This is a genomic window from Microvirga sp. TS319, from assembly GCF_041276405.1.
Lineage (GTDB): Bacteria > Pseudomonadota > Alphaproteobacteria > Rhizobiales > Beijerinckiaceae > Microvirga.
The window spans coordinates 1,707,812-1,724,038 of the sequence record NZ_JBGGGT010000001.1 but is presented as its reverse complement, the minus strand read 5'-3'; the positions used below and the strand labels follow the sequence as shown (position 1 = coordinate 1,724,038).

Genomic DNA, 16,227 nt, shown 5'->3' with positions numbered 1-16,227 from the left:
TCCCTGGCGGAGTACCTGAGTGGCAATAACCGTTCTGATCGTCGACGACAGCAAGCTGGCCCGAATTGTGGCAGCCAAGGCTCTGGCAGCGCTGCATCCCGAGTGGGAACGGGTTGAAGCCGGCAATGCTCAGGACGCCTTGAGGATCCTGAGCGAGCGGTCCATCGATCTTGCCATGATCGATTTCAACATGCCGGAAATGGATGGGCTTGAGCTTGCGGCGGAAATCCGCTCCCGTTATCCCACCATGCCGATTGCGGTGATCACGGCCAATATCCAGGATGAGGTGATCGCCCGCGCCCGCGAGGTGAATGCCACTTTTGTCAGCAAGCCTCTGACTGAGGACGGGCTGAGGGGATTTGTTTCCGGAGCGGCCCTGCGCCTGCGGTCAGGCGGCATGTGACATGATGGCCCACGACATAGCTCTGACGGAGCTCGAACGCGACGCCCTGACCGAACTCGTCAATATCGGGGTCAGTCGCGCTGCCTCGAGTCTGCGCAAGATGATCGGCGAGGAAGTGCTCCTCTCCGTGCCGTCGGTCGAGATCATGGCTCCGCAGGAGGCCGTCCGCTTGATCGCGCAGCGGGAAACGGACGAACTCGTCGCCATCCAGCAGCAGTTTGAGGGCGCATTCTCCGGCCGCGCCCTGCTGATCTTTCCGCAGGCGACCAGCCTGGATCTCGTTCGCGCCATCATTGGCACGGACGTGCCTCCCGATCAGATTGCCGAGATGGAACAGGAGGCCCTGGCCGAGACCGGCAATGTGATCCTGAACGGCTGTCTCGCGACCATGGCGAACATGCTCAAGCGCTCCCTCAACATCTCCCTGCCGGAGGTGGTTCGGGGCGACGGGTCTCGGTTGCTGACGCTGACGCAGGAGCGATTGGACAGCGGGCTGGTGCTCTTTCTCTACATCAACTTCTCTGTGCGCAGCAAAGATATCCGGGGTTATATCGCCGTGCTCATGGATCTACCCTCGCTCGCAGCCTTGAAGGAACTCATTGCAAGCTTCATTGATCGGGTGATTGGAGACGGGGTTTGAAGCGATGGCGACTGAGAAGAAGCGAAGCTCAATCAAAACCCACTTGGCATGAACGCCCGAACTCTTCCATACGACACGGTCGAACGGACTGTCCAAGCTGCGGTGGATGAACTGCGGCAGGTGGCCGGCCCGATCTTCTTGGCGCTGCAGCGATCGGGCTTATCAGTGGTCGCGACGAATCCGCGGCTGCCCGACAACCCCATCGTGTTCGTGAATGAAGCCTTCTGCCGGACAACCGGCTATTCCGCCGAGGAGGCTGTCGGCCGCAACTGTCGCTTCCTCCAGCCGCATGAAGCGAGTGAGGATTCCCGTCGGCAAATCCGCGAGGCCCTTAGTGATGGACGCGCCGTCTCGATCGAGATCCTGAATCGGCGCAAGGATGATACCCGGTTCTGGAATCATCTTTTCATCACGCCGGTCGGTGACGAGAGCGGCAAGCCGCTCTTTTTCCTCTCGACCCAAGTCGACGTCACGCAGGCGCATCAGGCTGAGGAGATGCAGGCAGCGCTTCGGGCAAGCCAGAAAGAGCTCGATCAAACGAATGAGCGGCTGCGGCAGACATTGACCGTCGCCGGAACTGGCGGCTCCTGGGATTGGGACATTGCCCATCGCCGGCTCACGGCCGACGGGCGTTTCGCAGCGCTCAATGGCCTTGATCCCGCTGAAGCCGCGAGAGGCCTGCCGGGCGAAGCCTTCTTCAAAGCCATTCATCCGGATGATCGTATCCGCATCCGCCTCGCCGTTGCAGGCATTCTCAACGGTGCCGAGGTCTTCTCCAAGGAGTATCGTCTTCTGGCGCCCGATGGCTCCGTCCGGTGGGCTCATGCCCGGGGACGCTGCCATTTCGGCGATGACGACCGGCCGGCGCGCTTCACCGGTGTGGTCGTCGATATCACGGAGCAGAAGCATGTGGAGGAGCGCCTTCGCATCGCGCAGAGCGCCGGCGGGATCGGAACTTTCGAATACGTGGATGGCTTCGCGACGGTAAGCGTATCGGACGAATTCTGCCGTCTGCTCGGATTGCATCCCACCAGCGATCTGCCGGTTCGTACGATCAACGCCCTCGTCGTACCGGGAGATCCCGCCGTGGTCGAGCAAGGGGCGGAGGACCAGGGCGCAGCCTATGCGGAGTGCCGGATTCAAAGACCCGACAACACGGAGATTCGCTGGCTGGCACGCAGGGGCGAGTATGTCCGCGACACTGAAACAGCGGGCCTGCGTTTCATCGGCGTCATCTACGACATCACGGCCGCGAAGCAATCGGAAGAGCGGCTGCGGGAACTCAATGAGCGGCTGGAGAGTCGGGTCGAGGAGCGTACCCGCGAGCGTGACAGGCTCTGGAGCCTGTCGAGTGACCTCTTCAGCGTCTGTGATGCCGATGGTTTCCTCAAAGCCGTCAATCCTGCCTGGACGGATCTGCTCGGCTACGGGGAGGGCGAGGTTGTCGGCACCCGGTTCGAGACCTGGATCCACCCGGAGGATCGGACCCCAAGCCATCATCTGCTCCAGGTTCTGCAGCGCGGCGAACCGCTCAAGGACTTCGACGTCCGCATCCGGGCGAAGGACGGGTCCTATCACTGGATCAGCTGGACCTTCGCACCGGCTGAGGATGTGTTTTACAGCGTCGGTCGCGATGTCACACAGCGCAAGCAGCTGGAAGAGCAACTCCGGCAGAGCCAGAAGATGGAGGCTGTCGGTCAGCTCACTGGCGGCATTGCACACGACTTCAACAATCTCCTGACCGGTATTGTCGGCTCCCTCGATCTTCTGAAGACGCGCATGGGGCAGGGCCGATACGAGAGACTCGATCGCTACATCCAGGCTGCCACGACATCGGCCAACCGGGCTGCCGCCTTGACGCATCGTCTTCTTGCCTTTGCGCGGCGCCAGCCGCTCGATCCCAAAGCCGTAGACGTGAACCGGCTCGTCATGTCCATGGAGGATCTCCTGCGGCGCACCACGTCTGAGGCGATCGAGCTCACGATTGCGACATCGGACGATCTGCCTTTGACCTTGTGCGATCCCAATCAGCTGGAAAGCGCGATCCTCAATCTTGTGATCAACGCCCGGGATGCCATGCCTGAAGGCGGCGATCTCATCATCGAAACAGCCCTGATTCATCTCGACAATGCCTCTGCGACGACCTCACAGGAGATCGCGCCTGGTCCCTATGTGACCATCCGCGTTTCCGATAGCGGAACCGGAATGCCGCCCGATGTACTGGCTCAGGTTTTCGATCCCTTCTTCACCACCAAGCCGATCGGGGAGGGCACCGGTCTGGGCCTGTCCATGGTCTACGGCTTCGCCAAACAATCCGAAGGCCATGTTCGGATCACCAGCCAAGTCGGCCGGGGCACGACCGTGACGATCTACCTTCCGGCTCATGAGGGCGAGATTTCGGAAGCCGTTGCGGCGCCAAGCCTGAGCGAGGCGCACCGGGCGGAGGCCGGTGAGACGGTCCTGGTGGTGGAGGACGAGCCTGTCGTCCGGGCTCTGATCCTGGAGATTCTGGCCGATCTGGGCTACCAGGCCCTTGAGGCTGTGGACGGGCCGTCCGGTCTTCAGATCCTCGAATCGAAGCGACGCATCGACCTGCTGGTTACGGATGTCGGCCTACCGGGCCTGAACGGGCGCCAGCTGGCCGACCAGGCGCGGCTCGTAAGGCCAGATCTCAGGGTCCTTTTCATTACCGGCTACGCCGAGCAGGCCACCATGGCGTCGGGCTTCCTGGCGCCCGGCATGGAGATGATCACGAAGCCCTTTGCCATCGAGGACCTGGCCGTGCGGATCCGCGAAATCATGGAGCGGGATTAGAGCATCGAACGCAAAAGTGGGCACCGGTTTTGCGTGAAAAGATGCTCGAAACCACAAAGCTTAAGGCATCGGATGCGATGCGGGTTCGATTTCACGTCCGATGCTGTAGGCAGGCAGCGGAAGCGTTTGGCGCGACGAAACGATAGCTGAGAGCGGCGTCGTCGACGTTTCGTTTCGATCCAACGGTAGGATCCAGGAGCATTGGTGCCTTAGAAGATCTTGCACGCGTGCCGGAGCCTTCCTCAATTCGACTGATCGGTGACCGGTATCATAGGGGAGATCTGCATTGGGGCCAGGGTCTCTTGTCCATGCTCCGCCCGCTCGTCGTCGCTTGAGGCATGGCCACGCTGACGGCGGCACGCATTTCGCGGCCGAGCAGTCCTTGAGCGCATCGTGCGGACCCAGCGGGCCGCGCTAGCGAAAAGGGGACCCGGTTTTCGCTGACGCGGCCCTTCGGGTCCGCTCGCAACGATGCGCCATTTAAGAAGTAAAGCATCGGAACTACGCCTCGCCGATGTTGTTGTCACCCTTGACCGTCGGTATTCGAGGCGCCGAACTTTATCACGCTATCCCGAAAGAGTTTGTGAGAAAGAAGGCCCGTATCCGTCCGGCGCTTACAGAGACCCGAGCGCGGCCGGCACCGTGAGGGATCTCAATACGGTCAAGGTGCACGCCTCCTTGGGCTGATCCGAGGGGCACAAGCCTATCGATCATTGAAATCCGCAAGAAGAGGATGAAACGCCGTGCCCGAGCGACGTTATCACTCCCTGTCGCAACGCCCCGCCGATGCAATCCCGCACCGAGCCTAATCGCCGGAGGCCGAAATGGATGTCCTATTGACGATCAACGGGCAGGAGCATCGCCTGAGTGTCGATGTTCGCATGACCCTGCTCGATGTGCTGCGTGAGAGCCTCGGACTGACAGGAACGAAGAAGGGCTGCGACCAGGGCCAGTGCGGTGCCTGCACGGTTCTCGTTGGCGGCACACGCGTGCTCTCCTGTTTTGTGCTTGCCGCAACGGTCGATGAAGAAGTCACGACGATCGAAGGTCTCTCCGGTGAGGCGGATCCGCTGCATCCGATGCAACAGGCCTTCTGGGATTGCGACGCTTTTCAATGCGGCTACTGCACTCCAGGCCAGATCATGAGCGCGATTGGCTGCGTTCAGGAAGGTCACGCCGGCAGCGCGGATGAAATCCGGGAATACATGAGCGGCAATCTGTGCCGCTGCGCTGCCTATCCGAAGATTGTCGAAGCGATACAGCATGCAGCCTCTGAAATGAGCGCAGAGGCCAAACGCCAAACGGGAGGGGTTTGATGCGTCCCTTCTTTCTGGAAACCGCCCGAGACGCAAATGAAGCCCTCCGCCTTGGCGCTTGCGGCGGCGAAGTCGATGCCCATGTCGATGCCCATGTGCGCGCACCCGCGCAGTATCTCGCTGGCGGCACGAACCTGCTCGATCTGATGAAGCTCGACGTGGCGCGGCCTGAGCGATTGGTCAACATCAACGGGCTGCGCCAGGATTACGGATCGATCGAGGCGGAGGAGGGCGAGCTTCGCCTCGGTGCGCTCGTTCACATGTCGACAGCGGCCGATCATCCCATCATCCGCCAAGACTACCGCGTGTTGTCGGATGCGCTTTGGATGGCCGCGAGCCCCCAGCTGCGCAATATGGCGAGTCTGGCCGGCAATGTCCTGCAACGAACGCGCTGCAATTACTTCCGCGACACCAGCTGGGGAGCCTGCAACAAACGGAAGCCCGGCTCGGGATGTGCGGCCATCGACGGCGTGAACCGCCGCCTTGCCGTCCTTGGGGTGAGTGAGCATTGCATCGCCAACTATCCAGGTGACTTCGCGATCGCCCTTGTAGCCCTCGGCGCCAGGGTAGACGTGCTGGGCACGGACGGCGCATCCCGAAGCATTGCCCTTGAAGATTTGCACCGCCTTCCAGGCGACACGCCGCATATCGAGACAAACCTCGCCCCTGGCGAGCTCATCACCGGATTCCGGATACCCACGGGACCATGGACCCGTCGTTCGCTTTATCTGAAGATCAGAGACCGCGCTTCCTACGACTTCGCCTTGGCGTCCGCCGCAGTCGCGCTTGATCTCGCGCCGGATGCGACGGTCAGGACGGTCCGGATCGGCATCGGAGGGCTCGTGGCGAAGCCTTGGCGGTCTCTTGATGCCGAAGCGGTCCTGAAGGGGCGGGTGCTTGACGAGACGAGTGCATCTGAAGCTGCCGAGGCCGCGTTCGCGAGCGCCGTCGTTCATAGCGAGACGGGATGCAAGCCGGAGCTTGGACGCCGGACGCTGATCCGCGCTCTGCTCGAAGCCGGACGAATGGAGATGTGAGATGGCCGCCGATGCAAAGGGTGTGCCCGCCGGAAGTGCATTCGGCAAGCCGCAGCCGCGGATTGACGGTCGAGCCAAGGTCACAGGCCGCGCGCTTTATCCGTCCGACGAGGCCATACCCAGTCCGACCTATGCGTTTCTGCTGACCAGTGCGATCGCCCGTGGGCGAGTGACGCGTTTCGATCTCGACGAGGCACTTTCCATGGAAGGCGTGCTCGACATTCTCACATACGAGAATGTCGGCGGCGAAGCAAAGCCTCCTGAGCAGATGTCCGGCGGGCAGGCTACCACGACCCTGCAGAGCGACCGGATCTGGCATGACGGCCAGATCATCGGAATTGTCGTGGCGGATTCCTACGAGATTGCCCGCGAGGCGGCATTTCGTGTCCATGTTCATTATGAACAGGAAACCCCGTCGGCAACGTTCGGCAGTCCGGGCGTCGACGAGGAGGTCCGCAAGGCCGGTGAGCACAAGGACTATCATGTCGGCAATGCTGAAGCAGCCTTTGCGGCCGCCGAGGTCAAAGTCGACGCCCGGTACGGCACGCCGACCCAGCATCATAACCCGATCGAGCTGTTCACGACGACCTGTATCTGGGAGAACGGCAAGCTGACGATCTGGGAGCCGAGTCAGTTCGTCTACGGCTTGCGCGGCAATGTCGCCAAGCAACTGGGGATGGACCTGGAGGACATCCGCGTCATCTCGAAGTTCATTGGAGGTGCCTTCGGATCGAAAGGCGGAGCAACTGCGCGAACAGCCTGGATCGCAGTGGCCGCCCGTCGCGTGAACCGCCCCGTGAAACTCGTCGCAACGCGCGATCAGGGCTTTACGATTGCGACCTATCGGGCGGAGACCCGGCATCACGTGCGCCTCGGCGCGGCGCGGGACGGACGACTGACTGCGCTCCGACACGAGGGATGGGAAGTGACCAGCCGTCCAAGCGAGTACAATGTGTCAGGCACCGAGACCACGGCCAGGCTCTACGCCTGCCCGAATATCCTCACCAAGGTGAACATCGTTCACGCGGATCGTAACACGCCGGGTTTCATGCGTGCCCCGCCGGACACGCCCTATATGTTTCCGCTCGAATGCGCGATGGATGAGCTCGCGGCTCAGCTCGGGATGGATCCGATCGAGCTGCGGCGGATCAACGACACGCAGACCGATCCCGTCACTGGCCTCCCGTTCTCCAGCCGCAACCTCATGACTTGCTTCGATCGGGGAGCGGAACGTTTCGGATGGGCGGACCGCGACCCCCGACCCGGATCGATGCAGGACGGCGACTGGCTCGTCGGCTGGGGCTGCGCGAGTGCCGCCTATCCGGCCAATATTGCCGCGACGGCTGCCCGGGTAACGCTCCGCCCGAGCGGCCATGCGCGGGTTCAGATCGCAGGTCACGACATCGGCACCGGAGCCTACACGGTGGTCGCGATCATGGCGGCGGATCGCCTGGGTCTTGATGCCGGTCAGATCAGCGTGGAGATGGGCGACACCGCTCTCCCACCCGCTTCGCTGGCAGCAGGATCGAGCCACACCGCAACCGTGACACACGCGGTGGCCAAGGCCTGCAATGAGCTACGCGACCGAATTGCCCGCGCGGCGGTCGCCAGCAATGAAGGAGCGCTCGCCGGTTGCGATCCGTCCTCACTCACCTTCTCGGCCAGCCGCCTGATCGCTCCTGATGGAGCAAGTGAATCTTTGGAGGAGGCTCTGAAGCGGATCACCCCGGGTGCCTTGGAGGCCTATGCCGAGAATATACCAAAGGGGCTCAAGCCGGACGCGATGGCAAACCTATATCAGGGAAAGCCACCGATGTCGCGCGGACATGGTCGTGAAGATGTGACCGCCTATGCCTTCGGCGCCCAGTTCGTCGAGGTTCGTGTCCATCGCCGCACCTGTGAGATCCGCGTGCCTCGTATGGCCGGCGCCTTCGCCGCGGGCAGGATCGTCAATCCATTGACGGCACACAGCCAGTACATGGGCGGCATGATCTGGGGACTGGGTGCGGCCCTGCTTGAAGTGACCGAGATCGATCCGCGCCATGCGCGCTACGTCAATGACAATATTGCCGAGTACCACATTCCCGTGAATGCGGATGTCTGCCAAGTCGACGTGATCATGGTTCCGGAGGAGGATTCCGAGGTTAATCCGCTTGGTGTGAAGGGCATCGGCGAAATTGGCATTGTCGGCGTGAATGCCGCCATCGCCAACGCCGTCTGGCATGCAACCGGCCGGCGCATCCGTGCATTGCCGATCCGTATCGAAGACCTCCTATGAGCAGTTTCGGTTCATGCCATGAGCGAAGTCTTGCTCTGCCTCGGTGATGCCTCGCACGGACTGTCGCGCGGCCGCGGTTTCCTAGGGATCGCTGTGCGCCTGCATCTCGCGCTCCAAATGTCGCATGAGAGGCGCTCTCCTGCTGCGCACGCATGAGTACACCCCCGTGCAGAGTGTCGGGCTCCCTCGTCCGCATCACGAGCATGCTGCGATCGTTCACGCAAAGGGATCCCGGTTTCGAGAGGCTGATCACGCAGACTGCTCGGACTTGTTCTCCTCGCCGCCATGGTTCGGGGGATATCGCGGAGAACTCGCAGTGGCTTGATTTTGCCGAACTTCTATTTACGGTAAGGATCATGATGACGCTGCTTTACCTTCCGAACCGTCACACGGGGTGCCTCCTCGCAGGCCACTAGCCCCCGAAGACCGGCCTTCCATCGCGAGGCTCGTTCTTCGGGGCCCTGACGCTGACACCATCCTGCGGGACCTTGTTGGCGCAGATGAAGGATCTGTCGCCCTCTCACCAGAATACGAACATCTCGGTGCATTGGGGCAATACGAGCAATTCAGAAGTGGTGGATACGACGGCACAACGCATAGCCATTGTCGTCGCTGTCGAAACCACGCCAGGAAACAGATCGCTCAAGGACCAGCTGACCCTGCGAAGCCGATCGATGTCTTGATCTAGGAGGACAATTTCGATGACGCGCCGTCGTGCAACTCTCAACGCCGCCACCCTGTTCGGTGGCGTATGCCTGATGCTCGGAACGCCCGGTGCATTGGTGATCGAAGCCGTGGAGCTCCTTGCGATCTACGGTGCGGGCGTCCTCGGCTTTGCCACATGGGTCTCTCGGGATGCGTACCTGCGGCACCAGTGACAAGCGAACCGGATGCCGGGGATCTGGCCGTATCTTCAGCGGCACGATCCTCTCCGGAAACCCACTGCCGATGAACACGCGAATGGAGTGGTTCGCCTTGTCGAAGGGCTACAATCGCCCGCTGCAGCGCATACTCCCCGGTCCTGCGTCGCTCGCGTGTCTCTCCAACCTCTCCACTTTCAGGAAGATCTTCAACCTTAAGGAGAGTGCGGAAATCTCTGCAGGATCGGGATATATTTCCTTGTCGCTTGAGCGCGGGGTGTGAGCAAACGGCCTCAGTTTGCAGCTATCGGTGTCGGTGGCCGGAGAGCTCCCGGCTTCGTCATCTTGATCGTGCAGGCAAGCCGCGACTGCGGCGCACATTACGATGTTGATTAATTTGTATAATCGTATATGACATAATTTCACCTGATGCAGGTTTCATCTGCTAGTTGGGGAGGACGCCATGTCTCGCGACGCCCTTTTCCAATTGAGGATGGACTCAGTTCTACTGAATGCCACCCAAACGGAAGAAATCCTTGCCAAGCGCGCCGATCTAACGCGCATTGCGGCAACCGATACTGCAACGACAGGCCGTAACTTCGGTCTTGTCGCGTTGTCCGTGGCCGACCTGTTTTGTGCCGAGAGAAAAAGCAGGGGTAACAGCGCCAAAGCGCTGATTGCGAGCGCATTCGTCAGCGCACCCTCATCTCACTGAAGCCGCCTCCCTGCCGCCATCTTCATTGAGCGCGCCAAGCGCAGGAACGGCTTCATCGTCATTCTTCAATCCGCTGCTGTTTGGCACGCGGATGGCCTGAATCCGTGGGTGCAGGTCGGTAGATCCCCTTTTGATCTCGCGGCTGCCCGCGAACATCTCCGTCGAGCGCCACGTCGCTCGAGGGCTGGAACCATCATTGATGATAGCAACCCCCTACTACCTCATCGATAAGAGTGCCTTGCTTCGCAACATGCGGATCATTCAGCATGTTCGCGAGCGATCTGGTGCAAAAGTCCTGCTGGCTCTCAAATGCTTCGCCACATGGTCCGTATTCGATCTCATGCGCCAGTATATGGACGGAACGACATCTTCATCCTTGTTCGAAGTCAAGCTGGGCCGTGAAAAGTTCGGTGGCGAAACTCATGCCTATAGCGTCGCCTTTGCCGATCACGAAATCGATGACGTCGTCGCGAATGCGGATAAGATTATATTTAACTCGATCAGTCAGTTCGAGCGATTTGCGGACAAAACGATCGCGCTCGACCGCGGGATACGCCTTAACCCTCTGGTTAGCTCATCGGATTTCGACCTCGCCGATCCGGCCCGTCCTCACAGTCGTCTCGGAGAATGGGACGTGTCGAAGATTGTGGGGATCGTAGACCGAGTCGATGGATTCATGATCCATAACAACTGCGAGAACGGAGACTTTGCCCTGTTCGATCAGCTTCTCGGCCAAGTCGAGGAGAGGTTCGGCTTCCTGCTGGAACAGGTCGAATGGGTCAGTCTCGGCGGCGGTATCCACTTCACGGGGGAAAACTATCCCCTCGATGATTTCTGCGGCCGCCTGAAAGGCTTCTCGGAAAAGTATGGCGTGCAAGTCTACCTGGAGCCTGGCGAGGCTGCGATCACGAACAGCACGACGCTCGAGGTGACAGTTCTCGATACCCTCTTCAACGGCAAGAATCTTGCGGTCGTCGACAGCTCCATCGAAGCGCACATGCTCGACCTGCTGATCTACCGGCAGAGCGCGAAAGTTACTCCGAATGCCGGACCATACCGGTATATGATCTGCGGTAAGTCGTGCCTTGCAGGTGACATTTTTGGCGAGTTCTCGTTCGAGCGAGAGCTTGAGATCGGCGACCGAATCTCCATCCGGGATGCGGCCGGCTACACAATGGTGAAGAAGAACTGGTTCAACGGCGTAGCGATGCCGTCGATCGTGGTACGCGAGCTCGACGGCAGCTTGCGGGTCATTCGAGAGTTCTCCTTCGGCGATTACCTCTCCAGCCTTTCATAAGGCTTCCCCTCAACCTGCAAGGAAGGAGCATTCGCAGCAAAATGAGGAAGAACGTCCTGATCATTGGCGGCGGTGGCGTTGCCCAAGTGGTTGCCCACAAATGCGCCCAGCACAACGACGTGCTCGGAGACATCAACATCGCATCGCGCAGCATTGCGAAGTGTCGTGCGATTGCCGACTCGATCCGCGCAAAGAAGAGCATGAAGGTCGATGGGGTTCTTGCAGCTCATTCTTTGGATGCGCTTGATGTCGAGGCGACGAAGAAGCTGATTGAAAGCACGCAAAGCGAAATCGTGATCAATGTCGGCTCTGCCTTCATCAATATGTCCGTGCTCTCGGCCTGTATCGGCACGGGAGCAGCCTATATCGATACGGCGATCCATGAGGATCCGCTGAAGATCTGTGAAACGCCGCCGTGGTACGATAACTACGAGTGGAAGCGGCGCGACGAATGCACTGCGGCCGGCGTGACCGCCGTTCTCGGTGCGGGGTTCGATCCGGGTGTGGTCAATGCCTATGCGGCGCTCGCTCGGGACGAGTATTTCGACCGGATCGATTCGATCGACATCATTGATATCAATGCAGGCGATCACGGGCGCTGGTTTGCCACAAACTTCGACCCGGAGATCAACTTCCGGGAGTTCACGGGCCAGGTTTGGTCATGGCAGGACAGGCAGTGGAGGTCGAACAAGATGTTCGAGATCCAAAAGGATTGGGAACTGCCGGTAGTCGGCACTCGAACGGCCTACATGACCGGACACGACGAGATACATTCCTTATCGAGAAACCTGGATGTGCCGGACATCCGCTTCTGGATGGGGTTCGGAGAGCGCTACATCAACGTCTTCACCGTGCTGAAAAACCTCGGCCTGCTCTCGGAACAGCCGATCCGCACTGCGGAAGGGCAGGAGGTGGTGCCGTTGAAGGTGGTCAAGGCGGTCCTGCCCGATCCGTCTTCGCTCGCGCCGGAATACACTGGGAAGACCTGCATCGGCGACGTGGTAAGAGGAGTGAAGGACGGAAAAGAATGCGAGGTCTTCATCTACAACATCGCGGACCACAAGGAGGCCTATCTTGAAGTTGGCAGTCAGGCGATATCCTACACGGCCGGGGTTCCGGCTGTGGCTGCCGCCATCCTGATCGCCAAAGGTCCCTGGGACGTTAAGACGATGGCCAATGTCGAGGAGTTGCCGCCGCGTCCTTTCCTTGGGCTGTTGGGCGATATGGGCCTGCCGACGCGGATCAAGATCGGCGACGAAGATCGCGAGTTGGTTTTCGGCGAGACAATTGAGGGGACTGTCCAGAGTCCGTCGCCCATGACTGCCGCCGCATAGGTCGCGGTCGCCGATCCGCCTTGCTCGTAGTTCCAAAAGGGGAGCACCGGATGCCGGTACTCCCCTGGAGCATAAGGCCTCCAAAGCAGGACTCGGTCGCGTGGGAAAGATGCTTGCGTCCAGGACTCGAAAGCATCGGATGTCAAAAAGTGGAACTCACTTGGTTCGTCCGAAGCTCTTCCTAGAGCATCGGACGTGAAAAGCGGATTTGCACTTTTGGGATCGATCCGATGCTCCCGTCTTGGAAAGAGCGCATCGTTCGGGCGAAAAACCGGAGCCACTTTCTCGCGAGAACGATGCGCTAGGACGGTCTTTTCGAAGGCGTTGCACCGGAGCGTGGTGCGCGTCTCCGCTTCTGGGCGGTGGAGGACACATTCAGTGCCACAGCGGCGCGAATGAGCTCCTTCAACGCCTCTTCATCAATTTTGTCACCCTCATGAAAATCGATAGCACGTCTGACGTTGCCTTCGAGGCTTGAGTTGAAGAGGCCCGAAGGGTCCTCCAGCGAGGCGCCTTTGGCGAAGGTCATCTTCACGACGTTCTTGTAGGTCTCACCGGTGCAGACGATTCCGGCGTGCGACCATACCGGGACTCCTCTCCATTTCCACTCTTCGACCACCTCGGGCTCGGCTTGCTTCATGAGTGCGCGGATCCGGGAAAGCATCTCGCCCCGCCAATCGCCCAGTTCTTCGATCCGTTCATTAATCAGCTCAGACGGCGGTTTTGCTTCCTGAGCTCCGCTATTCTCCATGGTCTTTCTCCCTTTGCAGTGCTTTTGTGTCGCATCAAACCGGAGCCGGGTAATGACGTTTGAAGGTGCCTGCTCGCCCCACAGGTCCCAGCGCATCATGCGGACAAGGCGGGCTGCGCCAGCGAAAAAACGGCCCCGGTTTTTCGCTCATACGATGCGGGGTCTCGTTAGAGATGGCACGTGAACTTAGGAGATTCCCGCCAGTTGTCGTTGCGGCCATCTGCGAAATTGACCGGCGCTGCCGCAAGCTCATCTTCGGGCACATCATCAAGGCAGTTGACCCGGATGGAGACAAAATCACCACCGATCTCCGGAATGTTTCCGGTGCTGAAGGAATGTACCCCGCATACCTTGCAGAACTTGTACTTGCCGACGCCCGTTCCGAAGGAATATTCGGCGACGTCTTCCGGCCAGCAGCTGAGCCGGAAGGCCGCCGGCTTCACGATGGCGTTCCAATTCCGCGTCTTCATGCAGATTGAGCAGTTGCAGCGCCCTGTTCCGTCAGCGAGGTCAATGTCGACTTCGAAAGTCACCGCTTTACAATGGCAACTTCCCCTGTAGGTCTTCATCATTGCTCATTTCCTCCCATGCCTGCGAACCAGGGGGCGCTGCTTGCAACCACTCCCCCTATATGACAACATATTGTCAACGCAGAACCAATAGATAAGCGACAACATGCTGTCAACGAGGAAGCCGCGCCGGACGCCGGAAGGTGAAGCCTTCGCCAAGCTGGCGTTCGCCGTTTTGCGGCTATCGGGCTATCTCACCGCGGCAGGCGATGCCTTGACCAAGCCTCTCGGGCAGAGCAGCGCGCGATGGCAGGTTCTGGCAGCAGCTTCGCATGGCGCGCTTTCCGTTGCGCAGATCGCCCGTGTTCTCGGCATGAGCCGACAAGGCGTGCAACGGGTGGCGGATCTTCTTGTCGAGAGCGGCCTAGCAGAATATCAGCCGAACCCTCAGCACAAGCGTGCGAAGCTCCTGAACCTCCTGCCGAAGGGGCAGGAAATTTTGGCCGAGATCCGGCTGCGGCAAGCCGTGTGGGTCAATGAGATCGGAAAGCGATTCAGCGCGGACGATCTTGTTTCCGTGGAAAGGCTGCTGAATCAGGCAATAGATTCGCTTTCGGAGCATGACCCTTCCTAGGCATCCAAATTGGCTTCAGCTCCCTTCGGAGTAGAGGGGCCTGCAGGGGCCGCTATGGGACCCTGACAATGCGCAAGTTTCCCTGCGCGTGACCGTGCTCATTTCCGCGCGCGATTTCTACAATCGCTTCGGATATACTCCGAGGATCCACGCGGGCCTTATCCCTTCTCCGTTCACGCCTACCGGCTCGTAGTGGCGCAACTGCTTGACGGGATTGGGCCTTCGCTGTTCGCAAAGCAGGTCGGCCTCGCAGAGCAGACCTCCCTCGACACGAGGGCTCTGCCGGACAGGGTCGTATGATGAAAGTTGGAATCTTAGCCAGCGCAGCCATCTTCATCCTGACCTATTGCGGTATCGCGCTCGGCCGAATTCCGGGGCTTCGCCTCGACCGCGCCGGCATTGCTCTGCTTGGAGCCGCATCGATGATGGCAGCCGGTGTGCTCACCCCCGAGGAGGCGTACCACGCCGTCAATCTCGACACGATCACGTTGCTGCTCGGCATGATGGTCATCGTGGCGCATCTGCGGCTGTCCGGGTTCTTCCGTCTGGTGAATGGCTGGGCCGTCACCCACGCCCATTCGCCGCTGGTGCTACTGTCCGTGGTCACGCTGACCACCGGTGCTTTCTCAGCCTTCCTGGTCAACGATGCCGTGTGTCTGGTGATGGCTCCTCTTGTGCTGGACGTAACCAAGCGACTCGGGTTGAGGCCCGTACCGTACCTGCTGGCCGTCGCAATGGGCTCGAACGTGGGCAGCGTCGCGACGATCACGGGCAATCCTCAGAACATGATCATCGGAGTGATTTCCCAGATTTCCTATTCGGCCTTTGCGGCTGCCCTCGTGCCGGTGGCGGCGGTGGGCCTGATCCTTGTCATCATTCTGGTGACGCTTCTGTGCTGGAGTGAACTCCGGCTCCCGAAGGTGCTCGCCGCGGATGCCGGGCCCAGCCGGGTCCATCATTCCCAGATGCTGAAGGCCATCCTTGTCACCGTTGGGGTGGTGGTCGCGTTCTTCGCCGGTGTGCCGGTCGCCAAGGCAGCCATTTCCGGCGCGGCGCTGCTGCTCGTGACCCGGCAGGTGAAGCCAGGGAAAGTATACCGGGAGATCGACGGGCCCTTGCTGCTCATGTTCGCAGGGCTCTTCATCGTGGTGGCCGGTGCGGAGAAGGCCTTGCTGTCGCCCGACCTGATCGAAGCAGTGCATGGGCTGAGGCTGGCCGACACCTGGATTCTCACCGGCGTCACGGCCGCTCTGTCGAACCTCGTGAGCAACGTTCCCGCCGTGCTTGTTCTCAAGCCCTTTGTTCCGGGTCTTCCCGACCAGCAAAGGGTCTGGCTGGTAATTGCCATGGCGGCGACCCTGGCGGGCAATCTTACCCTTGTCGGCTCCGTGGCCAACCTGATCGTGGCCGAGAAGGCACGTGCTGCGGGCGTCGAGATGGGGTTCGGGATCTATCTTCGCGTCGGGTTGCCGGTGACGCTCGCGACATTGACGGCGGGCGCGTGGTGGCTGTCGGGCGTTTCAGGTTCCTAGTGCATCGCGCGAAAAAGTGGACCCGGTTTTTCGCCGGAACGATACGCTCTTTCCAAGAAGGGAGCATCCGATCCGATGCTGTAGCGACTGCCGCCGATGGCTCGCCT

At 60.3% G+C, this 16,227-nt stretch carries 14 protein-coding genes; 12 read left to right on the top strand and 2 right to left on the bottom strand.

Features of this window, described 5'->3' with window-relative positions; all coding sequences use genetic code 11:
- The first annotated feature begins 19 nt into the window (after window positions 1-19).
- From AB8841_RS07905 to AB8841_RS07860, 10 genes are all read left to right on the top strand, one after another.
- Window positions 20-403, top strand: coding sequence for a response regulator transcription factor (locus AB8841_RS07905; protein WP_370435230.1), 384 nt, complete (start codon window positions 20-22; stop codon window positions 401-403).
- A 1-nt stretch (window position 404) separates the two neighbouring features.
- Window positions 405-1,043, top strand: a complete 639-nt coding sequence (locus tag AB8841_RS07900) for a chemotaxis protein CheX (RefSeq protein ID WP_370435229.1) — start codon at window positions 405-407, stop codon at window positions 1,041-1,043.
- 120 nt (window positions 1,044-1,163) lie between these two features.
- Window positions 1,164-3,857 carry a PAS domain-containing protein gene (locus AB8841_RS07895; protein WP_370435575.1) on the top strand — a complete coding sequence of 898 codons (2,694 nt, stop codon included), beginning with the start codon at window positions 1,164-1,166 and terminating at the stop codon, window positions 3,855-3,857.
- An 824-nt stretch (window positions 3,858-4,681) separates the two neighbouring features.
- Complete coding sequence (locus AB8841_RS07890; protein ID WP_370435228.1) at window positions 4,682-5,173, top strand: (2Fe-2S)-binding protein; 492 nt, start codon at window positions 4,682-4,684, stop codon at window positions 5,171-5,173.
- Window positions 5,173-6,210: a xanthine dehydrogenase family protein subunit M gene (locus tag AB8841_RS07885; RefSeq protein WP_370435227.1), complete on the top strand. Its 1,038-nt coding sequence runs from the start codon at window positions 5,173-5,175 to the stop codon at window positions 6,208-6,210. The genes AB8841_RS07890 and AB8841_RS07885 overlap by 1 nt, the downstream gene beginning before the upstream one ends.
- A 1-nt stretch (window position 6,211) precedes the next feature.
- Window positions 6,212-8,488, top strand: a complete 2,277-nt coding sequence (locus tag AB8841_RS07880) for a xanthine dehydrogenase family protein molybdopterin-binding subunit (RefSeq protein WP_370435226.1) — start codon at window positions 6,212-6,214, stop codon at window positions 8,486-8,488.
- A 701-nt stretch (window positions 8,489-9,189) separates the two neighbouring features.
- Complete coding sequence (locus AB8841_RS07875) at window positions 9,190-9,366, top strand: hypothetical protein (protein WP_370435225.1); 177 nt, start codon at window positions 9,190-9,192, stop codon at window positions 9,364-9,366.
- A 445-nt stretch (window positions 9,367-9,811) separates the two neighbouring features.
- Window positions 9,812-10,063, top strand: a complete 252-nt coding sequence (locus tag AB8841_RS07870) for a hypothetical protein (RefSeq protein ID WP_370435224.1) — start codon at window positions 9,812-9,814, stop codon at window positions 10,061-10,063.
- Between the two features lie 199 nt (window positions 10,064-10,262).
- Complete coding sequence (locus tag AB8841_RS07865; protein WP_370435574.1) at window positions 10,263-11,360, top strand: carboxynorspermidine decarboxylase; 1,098 nt, start codon at window positions 10,263-10,265, stop codon at window positions 11,358-11,360.
- Window positions 11,361-11,401: 41 nt separating this feature from the next.
- Window positions 11,402-12,694, top strand: coding sequence for a saccharopine dehydrogenase family protein (locus tag AB8841_RS07860; protein ID WP_370435223.1), 1,293 nt, complete (start codon window positions 11,402-11,404; stop codon window positions 12,692-12,694).
- Between the two features lie 301 nt (window positions 12,695-12,995).
- Here AB8841_RS07860 and AB8841_RS07855 read toward each other — a convergent pair whose 3' ends face one another.
- A complete protein-coding gene (locus AB8841_RS07855; protein WP_370435573.1) occupies window positions 12,996-13,445 on the bottom strand; it encodes a DUF1801 domain-containing protein in 450 nt (149 codons plus the stop codon).
- Between the two features lie 167 nt (window positions 13,446-13,612).
- The gene (locus tag AB8841_RS07850; RefSeq protein WP_370435222.1) at window positions 13,613-14,017 is read right to left on the bottom strand and encodes a GFA family protein; all 405 of its coding nucleotides are present in this window, start codon (window positions 14,015-14,017) and stop codon (window positions 13,613-13,615) included.
- 103 nt (window positions 14,018-14,120) lie between these two features.
- Here AB8841_RS07850 and AB8841_RS07845 point away from each other — a divergent pair, with 103 nt between their 5' ends.
- A complete protein-coding gene (locus tag AB8841_RS07845; RefSeq protein WP_370435221.1) occupies window positions 14,121-14,588 on the top strand; it encodes a MarR family winged helix-turn-helix transcriptional regulator in 468 nt (155 codons plus the stop codon).
- A 299-nt stretch (window positions 14,589-14,887) separates the two neighbouring features.
- A complete protein-coding gene (locus AB8841_RS07840; protein ID WP_370435572.1) occupies window positions 14,888-16,120 on the top strand; it encodes an anion transporter in 1,233 nt (410 codons plus the stop codon).
- Window positions 16,121-16,227: the final 107 nt, after the last annotated feature.